A 13,469-nucleotide genomic window follows, 5' to 3' on the forward strand; every position below is an offset into this window, starting at 1 on the left:
GGCATCGTCGGCGCGGGTGGCGCCCCCGAGGGTTCCGACGCCCGTGTCGCCGACTGAAGTCAGCTCCTACACAAGGCGGGCGCGTGCCGCCGGACCGGCGATCTCAGCCGGCGAAGCCGTTGCTGATCGGATAGCGCCGCTCGCGCCCGAACGCGCGCCGCGACACCTTCGGCCCCGGCGCGGCCTGGTGCCGCTTCCACTCGCTGGTGCGCACCAGCCGCAGCACCCGGTCCACCACTTCGGCCGCGTAGCCGGCGGCGACGATCTCGTCGCGCGACTGCTCCTGGTCGACATAGCGGTAGAGGATGCCGTCGAGCACGTCGTAGGCCGGCAGCGAGTCCTGGTCGGTCTGGTTGACGCGCAGTTCGGCCGAGGGCGGCCGCGCGATCACCGCCGGCGGGATCACCGGCGCACCGCCGACCGTATTGCGCCACTTGGCCAGGCCGAACACCTCGGTCTTGTACAGGTCCTTCAACGGCGCGTAGCCGCCGCACATGTCGCCGTAGATGGTCGCGTAGCCGACCGCGTACTCGCTCTTGTTGCCGGTGGTCAGCAGCAGCCCGTGGAACTTGTTGGCCAGCGCCATCAGGATCGCGCCGCGGCTGCGCGACTGCAGGTTCTCCTCGGTGACGTCGGCCTCGCGGCCCTCGAACAGCGGGCCCAGCGCCTGCAGGAAGCCCTGGAACGCCGGTTCGATCGGCACCGTCTCCAGGCGCACGCCCAGCGCCGCGCACTGCTCGGCGGCCAGGTCGTTGGACAGGTCGGCGGTGTAGCGCGAGGGCAGCCGCACCGCGGTGACGTTGTCCGCGCCCAGCGCGTCGACCGCCAGCGCCAGCACCAGCGCCGAGTCGATGCCGCCGGACAGGCCCAGCCACACTTTCGAGAAGCCGTTCTTGCCGCAGTAGTCCTGAAGCCCGCGCACCACCGCGCGCCAGGCCAGCGCGTCCATGCTCTCGTCACCGTCGTCGATCCACTGCACCGGGACGAAGCTGCGCCCGGCGGTGTCGTAGTCCACCACCAGCCACTGGTCGGTGAACGCGGCCGCAGCCGGGTGCACGCTGCCATCGGCGTCGGCCACCACCGAGGCGCCGTCGAACACCACCGCATCCTGCCCGCCGACCAGGTTGAGGTAGACCAGCGCCGCGCCCGACTCGCGGGTGCGCTCGGCCAGCAGCGCGTCGCGCTGGGCGTGCTTGCCGCGCTCGAACGGCGAGGCGTTGGGCACCAGCACCAGCTGCGCGCCGGCGCGCACGGTGTCGGCCAGCGGCTCGGGGAACCACAGGTCCTCGCACACCAGCACACCGACGGGCACGCCCTCGAGCTCGAACACGCACGATCCGCCGTCGGGATCGACCTCGAAGTACCGGCGCTCGTCGAACACCGCGTAGTTGGGCAGCTCGCGCTTGCGGTAGGTGGCCTCGACCCGGCCGTCGCGCAGCACGCTGGCGGCGTTGTAGAGCACGCTGCCGGCCGACTCCGGCCAGCCCACCACCGCGACGATGCCGGTGGCCGCCTTCGCCAGCTCGTGCAGCGCCGCCTCGCAGGCGGCCAGGAACGCGGGCCGCAGCAGCAGGTCCTCCGGCGGATAGCCGCTGACCGCCAGTTCCGGAAACAGCACGATGTCGGCGCCGAACTCGTCGCGCGCCTCGGCGATCATCTCCGCGATCCGCTCCGCGTTGCGCGCCACCGCGCCGACCGGGAAGTCGAACTGGGCCAGGGCGATGCGCAGGGAGTCCTTCATGGCGTCAGACCGTTCGTGGGATGCGGCCATGATACCGGCGCGGCGTGTGACGACGCCGGCGCCGGCCGGGCTTGCTGCGGGTGCAGCGACGCCTGCCTGCCGCCTGAGTGGGACGGGACGTTCCCTGTAGGAGCCGGGCTTGCCCGCGACCCGACGCCGTCGGCACAGGCGACGCACTCATGATCCCGACGCCCGTGTCGCCGACTGAAGTCAGCTCCTACAGAAGAGCGGCGGCGCCGGTGCTGTTGTAGGAGCCGGGTTCAGCCGGCGACGCGACGCCGTCGGCCTGGGCGACGCCCCCGTGATCCCGACGCCCGTGTCGCCAGGGCTCCTACAAGGAGAGAGAAAAACAGAAGGCCGCCCGAGGGCGGCCTTCCGGTGTCGCTTGGCGGTACCGATCAGCCCAGGCGGGCCTTGATCGCCGCGCCCAGGTCGCCCGGCGAGCGCACCGTGGTCACGCCCGCCGCTTCCATCGCGGCGAACTTGCCCTCGGCCGTGCCCTGGCCACCCGAGGCGATCGCGCCGGCATGGCCCATGCGCTTGCCCGGAGGGGCCGAGGCGCCGGCGATGAAGCCGACGACCGGCTTCTTCACGTGCTGCTTGATGTACTCGGCGCCCTCTTCCTCGGCGCTGCCGCCGATCTCGCCGACCATGATGATGCCCTCGGTCTGCGGGTCCTCGTTGAACAGCTTGAGGCAGTCGACGAAGTTCAGGCCGTTGATCGGGTCGCCGCCGATGCCAATACAGGTCGACTGGCCCAGGCCCACGTCGGTGGTCTGCTTGACCGCCTCGTAGGTCAGCGTGCCCGAGCGCGAGACGATGCCGATCTTGCCCGGCTGGTGGATGTGGCCCGGCATGATGCCGATCTTGCACTCGCCCGGGGTGATGATGCCGGGGCAGTTCGGGCCGATCAGGACGACGTCGTCGTAGCCCTTCAGCACGTTCTTCACCCGCAGCATGTCCAGCACCGGGATGCCCTCGGTGATGCACACGATGACCTTGATGCCGCCGGCGGCGGCCTCGAGGATCGCGTCGGCCGCGAACGGCGGCGGCACGTAGATGACCGAAGCGTCGGCGCCGGTGGCCTTGACCGCGTCGGCGACGGTGTTGAACACCGGCAGGCCGATGTGGGTCTGGCCGCCCTTGCCCGGGGTGACGCCGCCGACCACCTGGGTCCCGTACTCGACCATCTGCTCGGCGTGGAAGGTGCCCTGCTGGCCGGTGAAGCCCTGCACGATCACCTTGGTGGATTTGTTGATTAGAACGGACATGCTTTTAGTCCTCGTAATACGTATTGGGCGCCGGCTCCGGATGCGCGACATCGGCTGCGCCGATGTCGCTGGGCGTGCCTCCACAACCCCCGTCCCGCCGCTTTGCGGCGGGCCACCCCCTTGACTCAAGGGGGAAGGAGTCCGGAATCACGCCTTCGCGGATGCCTTCTAGATCAGGCGACGGCGGCGACGGCCTTCTTGGCGCCGTCGTTGATGTCGTCGGCGGGGATGATGGCCAGGCCGCTTTCCTTCAGCAGCTTCTTGCCTTCCTCCACGTTGGTGCCTTCCAGGCGCACGATCACCGGGATCTTGACGCCCACGTCCTTGACCGCGGCGATGATGCCCTCGGCGATCATGTCGCAGCGGACGATGCCGCCGAAGATGTTGACGAAGATCGCCTTGACCTTGTCCGAGGACAGGATCAGCTTGAACGCAGTGGTCACGCGGTCCTTGGTGGCGCCGCCGCCGACGTCGAGGAAGTTCGCCGGCTCGCCGCCGTTGAGCTTGATCACGTCCATGGTCGCCATCGCCAGGCCGGCGCCGTTGACCATGCAGCCGATGTTGCCGTCCATGGTCACGTAGTTGAGGTCGTGCTGGCTGGCCAGCACCTCGGTCTCGTCCTCCTGGCTCTTGTCGCGCATGGCGACCAGGTCCGGGTGGCGGAAGCTGGCGTTGTCGTCGGAGTTGACCTTGCCGTCCAGCGCGTACAGGTCGCCGCTGTCCAGGATCGCCAGCGGGTTGAGCTCGACCAGCGCCAGGTCCTTCTCGTTGAACAGGGTGTACAGGCCGGTCATGATCTTGACCAGCTGGCCGACCTGCTTGGCGTTCAGGCCCAGGGCGAAGCCGACGTCGCGCGCCTGGTAGGGCTGCAGGCCCTCGACGAAATTGACGTTGAGGGTCTGGATCAGGTGCGGGGTCTCGGCCGCGACGGTCTCGATGTCGACGCCGCCCTCGGACGAGGCGATGTAGGTGATCGACTTGCTGCCGCGGTCGACCAGCACCGACAGGTAGAGTTCCTTGGCGATCTCGCCGGCCTCGGTCACCAGCACCTGGTTGACCGGCAGGGCCACGCCGCCGGACTGGTAGGTGGCCATCTTGGTGCCGAGCATGCCGATGGCGGCATTGAACACGTCGTCGGTGGTCTTGCAGAACTTGACGCCGCCGGCCTTGCCGCGGCCACCGGCGTGGATCTGGGCCTTGACCATCCAGGGGCCGCTGCCCAGGGCCTTGGCCGCATCGACCGCTTCAGCCGGCGTGGACGCGACGCGCCCGGCCGGGACCGGAATGCCGTAGTCGGCAAACAGTTGTTTCGCCTGGTACTCGTGGAAATTCATGCTTCACCAGTGGGGTGGGGACGACCGCCGGGCCGGCCGCGGATCCGGGCCGGGACGGCCGGGGGGCTTGCGGGGCGGGGGCGGTATTGTCGCCGACAAGGCCGCGGCGGTGCAAAACGCCCGTCCCGCCGCGCTTTGCGCCGGCCACGGCACGCCCACGGGCTGCCCCCTATACTGGCCGCCGCCGCGACACGGGAGCCCCGGCTTGCCCCACGCATCGCTCATCGACCGCCTCGAATCGATCCCCCGCCGCGAGCTGTATTTCTTCAGCCTGTACCGGGTGCTGGAAGCCGCGATCATGGCGGCGCTGGTGTTCAGCCCGCTGGCGGACGTGGTCGGCGAGCCTCGCAGCACCGTGCTGGGCGGGACCGTGGCGGTGGCCTACATGGCCGCCGCGGTGGTGCTGCTGGTGCTGGGCCGCAACGAGCGCTGGCTGGTGCCGCTGGTGTTCGGCGGCGCCTGCATCGACATCGTGGCCGCGACCCTCGTCACCCACGCCCTGCCCCCGGTCGCCGCCGGCATCGCGATGATGCTGCTGTTCAACGTCGCCGCCGCGGCGATGCTGCTGCCGCTGCGCTACGGCATGACCGTGGCGGTGCTGGCCAGCTCTGCGCTGGTCCTGGAGTTCCTGTGGTCGGCCCTGGTCGATGGCGAGCGGCCGCGCTCGCTGGCCGAACTGTCGATGTTCGTCACCAGCTACCTGGCCCTGGCCTGGCTGGGCTACCGGATCGGCCAGCGCGCCCGCTCCAGCCAGAAACTGGCCGAGCAGCGCACCGCCGAGGTCGCCAACCTGGTGGAGGTCAACGAACTGATCATCCGCCGCATGCGCACCGGCGTGCTGGTGGTCGACTCGGACAACCGCATCACCCTGGCCAACGAGGCCGCCTCGTTGTTGCTGGGCGACGGCGGCGAGGCCGGCGACGCCGGCCTGAACCACCTGGCCCCCGAACTGGCCCGTCGCCTGCAGCGCTGGCGCAACGGCTGGCAGGTGGACGAGACCCCGCTGCAGCTGTTCCCGGACCAGCCGGAGGTGCAACCGCGCTTCGCCCGGCTGCTGGCCGACAGCGACCAGACCCTGGTGTTCCTGGACGACACCACCGTGGTCTCGCGCCGCGCCGAGTCGCTGACCCTGGCCGCGCTGGGCCGCTTCTCGGCCAGCCTGGCGCACGAGATCCGCAACCCCCTGGCGGCGATCAACTACGCGGTGCAGCTGCTGGAAGAGTCGCGGAATGTCGATGACGCCGACCGCCGCCTGCTGCAGATCATCCACCAGCAATGCCTGCGCACCAACGGCATCGTCGAGAGCGTGCTCGGCCTGGCCCGGCGCGAGCGCGCCAACCCGGAGAACATCGACCTGGGCAGCTTCGTGCGCCGCTTCGTCGAGGACTACCGGCAGACCCTGTCGATCGAGACCGACAGCCTGGAGGCGATCGTGCCCTCGCAGCCGGTCCCGTCGCTGGTCGACCCCAAGCACCTGCAGCAGATCCTGACCGCGCTGGTCCACAACGCGCTCAAGTACGGACGGATCATGGACGAGCCGGCGCGGGTCCGCCTGCGCGTGTTCCAGGACGGCCGCAACGCCTTCGTCGACGTGCTCGACCGCGGCCCGGGCATCCCCGAAGGGGTGGCGGCGCAGCTGTTCCGCCCGTTCTTCACCACCTCCGAGCACGGCACCGGCCTGGGCCTGTACATCGCCCGCGAGTTGACCCGGGCCAACCAGGCCACCCTGGAATACGTGCCGGTCCCGGGCGGCGGCGCCTGTTTCCGGGTCGCGCTGCCGGGCCCGAACGCAATCCTGTCTTTGTGACGGCCATTCCAGACTTGGCCCGACTCCCCGACTCGGCTATCGTTCCGGCATGAGCCCCGGCCGCAGTGCACTGATCGTCGACGACGAGCGCGATATCCGCGAACTGCTGGTGCTGACCCTTGGCCGGATGGGCCTGCGGGTCGACACCGCAGCCAACCTGGCCGAAGCCCGCGAATTGCTGGGCGGCAACCGCTACGACCTGTGCTTCACCGACATGCGGCTGCCCGACGGCAGCGGCATCGAACTGGTCGGCGAGATCGCCCGCAACCATCCGCAGACCCCGGTGGCGATGATCACCGCCTTCGGCAGCATGGACCTGGCGGTGGAGGCGCTGAAGGCTGGCGCCTTCGACTTCGTCAGCAAGCCGGTGGACATCAACGTGCTGCGCGGCCTGGTCCGCCACGCGCTGGAACTGAACAACGCCGAGCGGCCCAAGCCGCCCCCGCCACCGCCGGAGCAGGCCAGCCGCCTGCTCGGCGACTCGACGGCCATGGCCACCCTGCGCGCCACCATCGGCAAGGTCGCGCGCAGCCAGGCGCCGGTGTACATCCTCGGCGAATCGGGCGTGGGCAAGGAACTGGTCGCGCGCACCATCCACGAGCAGGGCGCGCGCGCGGCCGGGCCGTTCGTGCCGGTCAACTGCGGCGCGATCCCGGCCGAGCTGATGGAAAGCGAATTCTTCGGCCACAAGAAGGGCAGCTTCACCGGCGCGCATGCCGACAAGCCCGGCCTGTTCCAGGCCGCCAGCGGCGGCACCCTGTTCCTGGACGAGGTCGCCGAGCTGCCGCTGCCGATGCAGGTCAAGCTGCTGCGCGCGATCCAGGAGAAGTCGGTGCGCCCGGTCGGCGCGGCCGGCGAGGTGCCGGTGGACGTGCGCATCCTCTCGGCCACCCACAAGGACCTGTCCGGACTGGTGGCCGACGGCCGCTTCCGCCACGACCTGTACTACCGGATCAACGTGATCGAACTGCGCGTGCCGCCGCTGCGCGAGCGCACCGGCGACCTGCCGCAGTTGGCCAACGCGATCCTGCAGCGCCTGTCCGCCGGCCAGGGCCGCCCTGCGCCGGAACTGACCGCCGCGGCGATGGACGCGCTGGCCGGCTACGCCTTCCCCGGCAACGTGCGCGAGCTGGAGAACGTGCTGGAGCGCGCCCTGGCCCTGGCCGACGGCGACAGCATCGATGCGGCCGACCTGCACCTGCCGCAGCCGATCGCCCGCGGCGGCGCGCCGTCCGAGGGCGGCGGCCTCCCGGCGACGGGACAGGCCGAGGCGGTGATCGACCTGGATCCGGGCACCGGCGCCCTGCCCTCGTACATCGAGCAGCTGGAGCGCGCCGCGATCCAGAAGGCGCTGGAAGAGAACCGCTGGAACAAGACCCGCACCGCCGCGCAGCTGGGCATCACCTTCCGCGCGCTGCGCTACAAGCTCAAGAAGCTGGGGATGGACTGAGGCGGCGTGTTGCCGCCACCGGTTCCGGAGGCCATCGGCCGGCGACCCGACCGCCCCGCTCACGCGAACGCCTCTTGCGGGAGCCGGGTTCAGCCGGTGACCCTGCGCCGCAGGCACAGGCGACGCCCTCATGGCTCCGACGCCCGTGTCGCCGACTGAAGTCAGCTTCTACAAAAAAAGAGCGGCCGCGCCGCGGCTGTTGTAGGAGCCGGGTTCAGCCGGCGACCCGACGGCGCCGGCACAGGCGACGCCCCGTGATTCCGACGTCCGGGTCGCCGTCATGCCGGCTCCTACAAAGAAGAGCGCGCAGCGCATCCGCGCATCCTGCCCCGACCGGCGATAATGGCGCATGAGCACCAGCCACCAGCCCAAGAAGTCCCTGGGCCAGAACTTCCTGCACGAGCGCGTCTACATCGACCGCATCGTCCAGGCCATCGACCCGCAGCCCGGCGACCGGGTGGTCGAGATCGGCCCCGGCCAGGGCGCGATCACCCTGCCGCTGCTGCGCCGCCACGGCGCGCTGACCGTGATCGAGTTCGACCGCGACCTGATCGCGCCCCTGCAGGCGATGGCCGAGGGCGTGGGCGAGCTGGCCATCATCCACCGCGACGTGCTGCAGGTGGACTTCACCGCGCTGGCCGCCGGCATCCCGATCAAGCTGGCCGGCAACCTGCCCTACAACATCTCCTCGCCGATCCTGTTCCACGCGCTGGACCACGCTGCGGCGATCCGGGACATGGTCTTCATGCTGCAGAAGGAGGTGGTCGACCGAATGGCTGCCGGTCCGGGCAGCAAGGTCTACGGCCGGCTGAGCGTGATGCTGCAGGCCTACTGCCGGGTCGTGCCGCTGTTCGTGGTGCCACCGGGTGCGTTCCGGCCGCCACCGAAGGTGGACTCGGCGGTGGTGCGCCTGGTCCCGCGCGACCCGGCCACGGTCGGCATCGACGACCGCAAGCGTTTCGCCGACGTGGTCCGCGCCGCCTTCGGCCAGCGCCGCAAGACCCTGCGCAACGCGCTCAACGGCGTGTGCACACCGGCGCAGTTCGAGGCCGCCGGGGTCAGCCCGGACGCGCGCGCCGAGCAGATCGAGGTGGCGGCCTTCATCCGCCTGGCGAACGCGCAGGTCAGCTAGCGCTCCACGGCGACCTGGCCCGGATTTCGTTTCGTATGCGGGGACGCCGGCCACCTTCGCTGTGACTGCGATGCTGACAACGGCAACCGCAACGGCAGCCGCAACGTCAACAGCACCGGGCGTGGTCGGCTTCGGGCTGAGCCGCGGCGGGCCGGGAGTATTGCGGTCGTCTCGACGGCACATCCGTGTGCCGACTCGCCAACGCGGCCATCCATGGCCGCTGCCGCAATACTCCCGGCCCGCCACGTCTTCGGGAGCTTCAAGGTCGTGGCTTCGTTCCACCGGAGGACAGCCCACGGCTGCGGTCTTGGTTCTTGTAGGAGCCGGGTTCAGCCGGCGACCCGACGCCGTCGGCACGACGATGCCCTCATGTTTCCGACGCCCGTGTCGCCAGCAAGCTGCAGGGCGCCATGGTTTTGCCCCTCCTTTTCGCCACAGGCGAAGGAGGTGAAGAGCGCTGCTTGCACGCCACCTGTGCGCAGCCCGATGAACGCCCGAAGGCCGTGCCTGAGGACCGGGCGGGCCGGGGATGGGCGCCTTTGCCGTTGCTGTTGCTTCCTGGATCGAAGCCGCGCCCTGAAAGCTCCCGAGGCCGCCGTGCCCAGGGGGTCTGGCGCAAGCAGCACAGGGATGTGCTGCGGTCGCGACTCGAAGGCAGGACGCCGCAGCGGAGCGATGCGCCAGACCCCCTGGGCACGGCGGACCCCTCCGAAGCCAGCGCTCCTGCTTCGCTCAGCTTTGGCTGTCGCACAGAAGTACCACAATCCCCCCGCTTTCCCCGGCGTCATCTCGGCCATCACGTTCTTTTTGCTTACACTGTCGCCATGCCACAGGCCACGCCCTACGCGATCGACGTGGAAGTCACGCCACGCTTCCTCGCGGACCAGTCCGAACCGGACGCGGACCGCTACGTCTTCGCCTACACCATCCGCATCCACAACCGCGGCAGCGTCGCCGCGCGCCTGCTGGCGCGCCACTGGCACATCACCGACGGCCGCGGCCGCACCGAAGAGGTGCACGGCGACGGCGTGGTCGGCGAACAGCCATGGCTGGAGCCGGGCGACGACTACGAATACACCTCCGGCGTGGTGCTGGAGACCGGCGACGGCGAGATGCAGGGACGCTACGACATGCTGGCTGCCGACGGCACCCGCTTCGACGCCCCCATCGCCCCGTTCCTGCTGACCGTGCCGCGGACCCTGCACTGAGGGCCGCCCGATGAGCATCTGGGCCATCGGCGACCTGCAGGGCTGCTACGACGCCACCCAGCGCCTGCTGGAAAGGATCCGCTTCGATCCGGCCGCCGACACGCTCTGGTTCTGCGGCGACCTGGTCAACCGCGGCGGCCAGTCGCTGGAGACCCTGCGCCTGGTGCACTCGCTGCGCGAGCGCAGCATCGTCGCGCTCGGCAACCACGACCTGTCGCTGCTGGCCGTGGGCGAGCGCGCGCCGGCCGAGAAGCGCAAGGTCAATCCCGACCTGCAGCGGGTCGTGTTGGCCGAGGACAGCGACGAGCTGCTCGGCTGGCTGCGCCGGCAGAAGCTGGTCCACGCCGACCGCGAACTGGGCTGGATGATGGTCCACGCCGGCCTGGCGCCGCAGTGGACCACCCAGCAGGCCGAGCAGTACTCGGCCGAGGTCGAACGCCAGCTGCAGGGCGACGGCTACCGCGGCCTGCTGCGCAACATGTACGGCGACAGGCCGAACTGGTCGCCGGGCCTGCGCGGCAACGACCGCTGGCGCGCGATCATCAACTGGTTCACCCGCGCCCGCTACTGCACCCCGCGCGGGCGCATCGCCATCGAGGAGAAGGGCCCGCCGGGCACCCAGGCCGCCGGGTTGTATCCCTGGTACGAGGCGCCGGGCCGGGTGGAGCGCGACCTCAAGATCGTGTGCGGGCACTGGTCGACGCTGGGCCTGACCCTGACCCAGGGCATCCATGCGATCGACACCGGCGCGGTATGGGGCGGCAAGCTCACCGCGCTGCAGCTGGACAGCGAGGATCTGCGCGTGGTGCAGGTGCCGGGCCGCGACGTGACGGCGCTGCCGCCGCACCTGCGCAAGGAATGACGCCCGGGAGCGTGTTGTTCTTCTGTAGGAGCTGACTTCAGTCGGCGACACGGGTGTTGGAACCACGAGGGCGTCGCCTGTGCCGGCGTCGTCGTGTCGCCGACTGAAGTCAGCTCCTACAGAAGAGCGGCCGACGCTGCTGCTGTTGTAGGAGCCGGGTTCAGCCGGCGACCCGACACCGTCGGCACAGGCGACGCCCTCATGGTCCCGACGCCCGTGTCGCCGACTGAAGTCAGCTCCTGCAAGGGAGCGACAACCGGTTCCATCGGGTCACAGGCGCCGGTACTCGACGAATTCGAAGGCCTGCGCATGCTTCCCGTCGGCCGCATGCGCCTCGCGCGACACCGCCCGCCACTGCGCCGGTTCCCATTCCGGGAAGAACGTGTCGGCATCCGCGACCACGGTGTCGACATGGGTCAGGTGCAGCACGTCGGCCCGGGGCAGTGCGAGCGCATATACCTCGCCGCCGCCGATCACACACAGTTCCTCCGTGCCCTCGGCGGCGGCCACGCCGAGTGCCTCGTCCAGCGAGGCCACCGCGCGCATGCCCGCGAACGGCACGCGGCCGCCGCGGGTCAGCACCAGGTTGGTCCGCCCGGGCAGCGCGCGGCCGAGCGATTCGGCGGTCCTGCGCCCCATCAGCACCGGCTTGCCCAGGGTCAGCGCCTTGAACCGCTTCAGGTCGTCCGGCAGCCGCCACGGCAGGTCGTTGCCGCGGCCGATCGCGCGGTTGCGGTCCAGCGCCGCGATCAGCGAGATCCGCATCAGGGCCTGCCAGTGTCCATGCGGCGTGCCACGCCGGTTCTGTGGGGGTGTGCGGCAAGGAAGAGCGACGGCGCGTATGTCGATACGCAACGGAGCGATGACGCAGTCGCGCGCGTCCACAGGGCCGGTGTGGCATGTTGCATGGGCATTGGCAGGCCCTAGCTAGACCGCCACCGGCGCCTTGATCGCCGGCAACGGATCGTAGCCCTCGATCGCGATGTCGTCGTAGGCGAAGGCGAACAGGTCGGTCACGTCCGGATTGAGCCGCAGCCTCGGCAGCGGCCGCGGCGCGCGCGCCAGCTGCTCGCGCGCCTGCACGAAGTGGTTCGAATACAGGTGCGCGTCGCCCAGGGTATGCACGAAGTCGCCGGCCTGCAGCCCGGTCACCTGCGCGACCATGTGGGTCAGCAGCGCGTAGCTGGCGATGTTGAACGGCACGCCGAGGAAGATGTCGCCGCTGCGCTGGTACAGCTGGCAGCTCAGCTTGCCGTCGGCGACGTAGAACTGGAACATCGTGTGGCACGGCATCAGTGCCATCTTCGGCAGGTCGGCCACGTTCCAGGCGCTGACGATCAGCCGGCGCGAGTCCGGGTTGCGCCGGATCTCCTCGACCACCCAGCGCACCTGGTCGATCTCGCTGCCGTCGCCGCCGGTCCAGCGCCGCCACTGCTTGCCGTACACCGGGCCCAGCTCGCCGTCCGCGTCGGCCCATTCGTCCCAGATGCTGACCTTGTTGTCCTTCAGGTAGGCGATGTTGGTCTCGCCCTGCAGGAACCACAGCAACTCGTGCACGATCGAGCGCAGGTGCAGCTTCTTGGTGGTGACCAGCGGGAAGCCCTGGCCCAGGTCGAAGCGCATCTGCCAGCCGAACACGCTGCGGGTGCCGGTGCCGGTGCGGTCGGCCTTCTCGGTGCCGTGCCCGAGCACGTGGCCGAGCAGGTCCAGGTATTGCCTCATTCGGACGCCTCCGCCGGCCGCGGCTGCAGCACCGGCGCGCGGTGCGAGCGCCACAGCAGGAACAGGCCCAGCGCGATCAGCGGCAGGCTCAGCACCTGGCCCATGGTCAGCCAGCCGAAGGCCAGGTAGCCCAGCTGCGCGTCGGGCACGCGCACGAACTCCACGGCGAAGCGGAACACGCCGTAGAGCAGCGCGAACAGGCCCGACACCGCGTAGCGCGGCCGCGGCCTGGAGGAGAACCACCACAGCACGCAGAACATCACCAGGCCCTCGAGGAAGGCCTGGTACAGCTGCGAGGGGTGGCGGGCGAAGGCGTTCAGCGCGCCGGCGTCGAACTGCGCCTGCAGCGCGGCCGGATCCAGGCTGCGGTACGGTTCGGGCAGGCCGCTCGGGAACACCACGCCCCAGCCGGCCTCGGTGTACTTGCCCCAGAGCTCGCCGCCGATGTAGTTGCCGATGCGGCCGAAGCCCAGTCCCGGCGGCACCAGCGGGGCGATGAAGTCCATGGTGTCGAAGAAGTGCAGCCGGTGCCGGCGCGACCACAGCCAGGCTGCGGCCAGCACGCCGAGCAGGCCGCCGTGGAAGCTCATGCCGCCGTCCCAGACCCGCACCAGCATCAGCGGATCGCGCGCCAGTTCGTCCAGCGCGTAGAACAGCACGTAGCCCAGCCGTCCGCCGAGGATCACGCCGAGCATGCCGTAGAACAGCAGGTCGGCGAAGGCATTGGCGTCCACGCCCGGCAGGCGGCCGGCACGGATGCGCCGCCGGCCCAGCCACCAGGTCACCAGGAAGCCGAGCAGGTACATCAACCCGTACCAGTGCACGCGCACCGGCCCCAGCGAGAGGGCGATCGGGTCGATCTGGTGCAGGACGGTCATCGCGCGGCCCCGGGAGCGGAGCGTCTATTGTGCCAGCGGACCGCGGCGGGTGCGGACATGGCAG

The 13,469-nt window shown here is 70.2% G+C and carries 11 protein-coding genes; 5 read left to right on the forward strand and 6 right to left on the reverse strand.

Translation table 11 applies throughout. The annotated features are described in order from the left end of the window. Nucleotides 1-103 precede the first annotated feature (103 nt). The 3 genes from WQ53_RS04325 to sucC all read right to left on the reverse strand — a co-directional run bounded on the left by WQ53_RS04325 (nt 104) and on the right by sucC (nt 4,346). A complete protein-coding gene (locus WQ53_RS04325) occupies nt 104-1,741 on the reverse strand; it encodes an NAD+ synthase (protein WP_052630757.1) in 1,638 nt (545 codons plus the stop codon). Nucleotides 1,742-2,139: 398 nt separating this feature from the next. Further along, entirely contained in the window at nt 2,140-3,012 is an 873-nt protein-coding gene (gene sucD, locus WQ53_RS04330; RefSeq protein ID WP_052630759.1) for a succinate--CoA ligase subunit alpha, read from the reverse strand. Nucleotides 3,013-3,185: 173 nt separating this feature from the next. After that, nucleotides 3,186-4,346 carry an ADP-forming succinate--CoA ligase subunit beta gene (gene sucC / locus WQ53_RS04335; protein ID WP_052630761.1) on the reverse strand — a complete coding sequence of 387 codons (1,161 nt, stop codon included), beginning with the start codon at nt 4,344-4,346 and terminating at the stop codon, nt 3,186-3,188. A 205-nt stretch (nt 4,347-4,551) separates the two neighbouring features. Here sucC and WQ53_RS04340 point away from each other — a divergent pair, with 205 nt between their 5' ends. The 5 genes from WQ53_RS04340 (at nt 4,552) to WQ53_RS04360 (ending at nt 10,805) form a co-directional block, all read left to right on the forward strand. Then, complete coding sequence (locus WQ53_RS04340; protein WP_052630763.1) at nt 4,552-6,153, forward strand: sensor histidine kinase; 1,602 nt, start codon at nt 4,552-4,554, stop codon at nt 6,151-6,153. 49 nt (nt 6,154-6,202) lie between these two features. After that, entirely contained in the window at nt 6,203-7,603 is a 1,401-nt protein-coding gene (locus WQ53_RS04345) for a sigma-54-dependent transcriptional regulator (protein WP_052630765.1), read from the forward strand. 349 nt (nt 7,604-7,952) lie between these two features. After that, on the forward strand, nt 7,953-8,735 hold the full coding sequence (gene rsmA, locus WQ53_RS04350; protein WP_052630766.1) for a 16S rRNA (adenine(1518)-N(6)/adenine(1519)-N(6))-dimethyltransferase RsmA: 783 nt from the start codon (nt 7,953-7,955) through the stop codon (nt 8,733-8,735). A gap of 824 nt (nt 8,736-9,559) precedes the next feature. Continuing rightward, complete coding sequence (apaG, locus tag WQ53_RS04355) at nt 9,560-9,943, forward strand: Co2+/Mg2+ efflux protein ApaG (RefSeq protein WP_052630768.1); 384 nt, start codon at nt 9,560-9,562, stop codon at nt 9,941-9,943. Between the two features lie 10 nt (nt 9,944-9,953). Further along, nucleotides 9,954-10,805: a symmetrical bis(5'-nucleosyl)-tetraphosphatase gene (locus WQ53_RS04360; protein ID WP_052630770.1), complete on the forward strand. Its 852-nt coding sequence runs from the start codon at nt 9,954-9,956 to the stop codon at nt 10,803-10,805. Nucleotides 10,806-11,075: 270 nt separating this feature from the next. On the opposite strand, the gene WQ53_RS04365 is transcribed toward WQ53_RS04360, so the two are convergent. From WQ53_RS04365 to lgt, 3 genes are all read right to left on the reverse strand, one after another. Then, nucleotides 11,076-11,570 carry a dihydrofolate reductase gene (locus tag WQ53_RS04365; protein ID WP_052630772.1) on the reverse strand — a complete coding sequence of 165 codons (495 nt, stop codon included), beginning with the start codon at nt 11,568-11,570 and terminating at the stop codon, nt 11,076-11,078. 162 nt (nt 11,571-11,732) lie between these two features. Further along, nucleotides 11,733-12,527: a thymidylate synthase gene (locus tag WQ53_RS04370; RefSeq protein WP_052630774.1), complete on the reverse strand. Its 795-nt coding sequence runs from the start codon at nt 12,525-12,527 to the stop codon at nt 11,733-11,735. Continuing rightward, nucleotides 12,524-13,405 carry a prolipoprotein diacylglyceryl transferase gene (gene lgt / locus WQ53_RS04375; protein ID WP_052630776.1) on the reverse strand — a complete coding sequence of 294 codons (882 nt, stop codon included), beginning with the start codon at nt 13,403-13,405 and terminating at the stop codon, nt 12,524-12,526. Before lgt ends, WQ53_RS04370 begins: the two co-directional genes overlap by 4 nt. Nucleotides 13,406-13,469: the final 64 nt, after the last annotated feature.

The sequence above is a fragment of the Pseudoxanthomonas suwonensis genome (assembly GCF_000972865.1).
Classification (GTDB): Bacteria; Pseudomonadota; Gammaproteobacteria; order Xanthomonadales; family Xanthomonadaceae; genus Pseudoxanthomonas; species Pseudoxanthomonas suwonensis_B.

Bases quoted from the DNA above. Each gene is read 5' to 3' on its own strand.
- WQ53_RS04345 (WP_052630765.1), top strand. From the start codon at position 6,203: ATGAGCCCCGGCCGCAGTGCACTGATCGTCGACGACGAGCGCGATATC.
- lgt (WP_052630776.1), bottom strand. From the start codon at position 13,405: ATGACCGTCCTGCACCAGATCGACCCGATCGCCCTCTCGCTGGGGCCG.
- WQ53_RS04365 (WP_052630772.1), bottom strand. From the start codon at position 11,570: ATGCGGATCTCGCTGATCGCGGCGCTGGACCGCAACCGCGCGATCGGC.
- WQ53_RS04325 (WP_052630757.1), bottom strand. From the start codon at position 1,741: ATGAAGGACTCCCTGCGCATCGCCCTGGCCCAGTTCGACTTCCCGGTC.
- sucD (WP_052630759.1), bottom strand. From the start codon at position 3,012: ATGTCCGTTCTAATCAACAAATCCACCAAGGTGATCGTGCAGGGCTTC.
- rsmA (WP_052630766.1), top strand. From the start codon at position 7,953: ATGAGCACCAGCCACCAGCCCAAGAAGTCCCTGGGCCAGAACTTCCTG.
- sucC (WP_052630761.1), bottom strand. From the start codon at position 4,346: ATGAATTTCCACGAGTACCAGGCGAAACAACTGTTTGCCGACTACGGC.
- WQ53_RS04370 (WP_052630774.1), bottom strand. From the start codon at position 12,527: ATGAGGCAATACCTGGACCTGCTCGGCCACGTGCTCGGGCACGGCACC.
- apaG (WP_052630768.1), top strand. From the start codon at position 9,560: ATGCCACAGGCCACGCCCTACGCGATCGACGTGGAAGTCACGCCACGC.
- WQ53_RS04360 (WP_052630770.1), top strand. From the start codon at position 9,954: ATGAGCATCTGGGCCATCGGCGACCTGCAGGGCTGCTACGACGCCACC.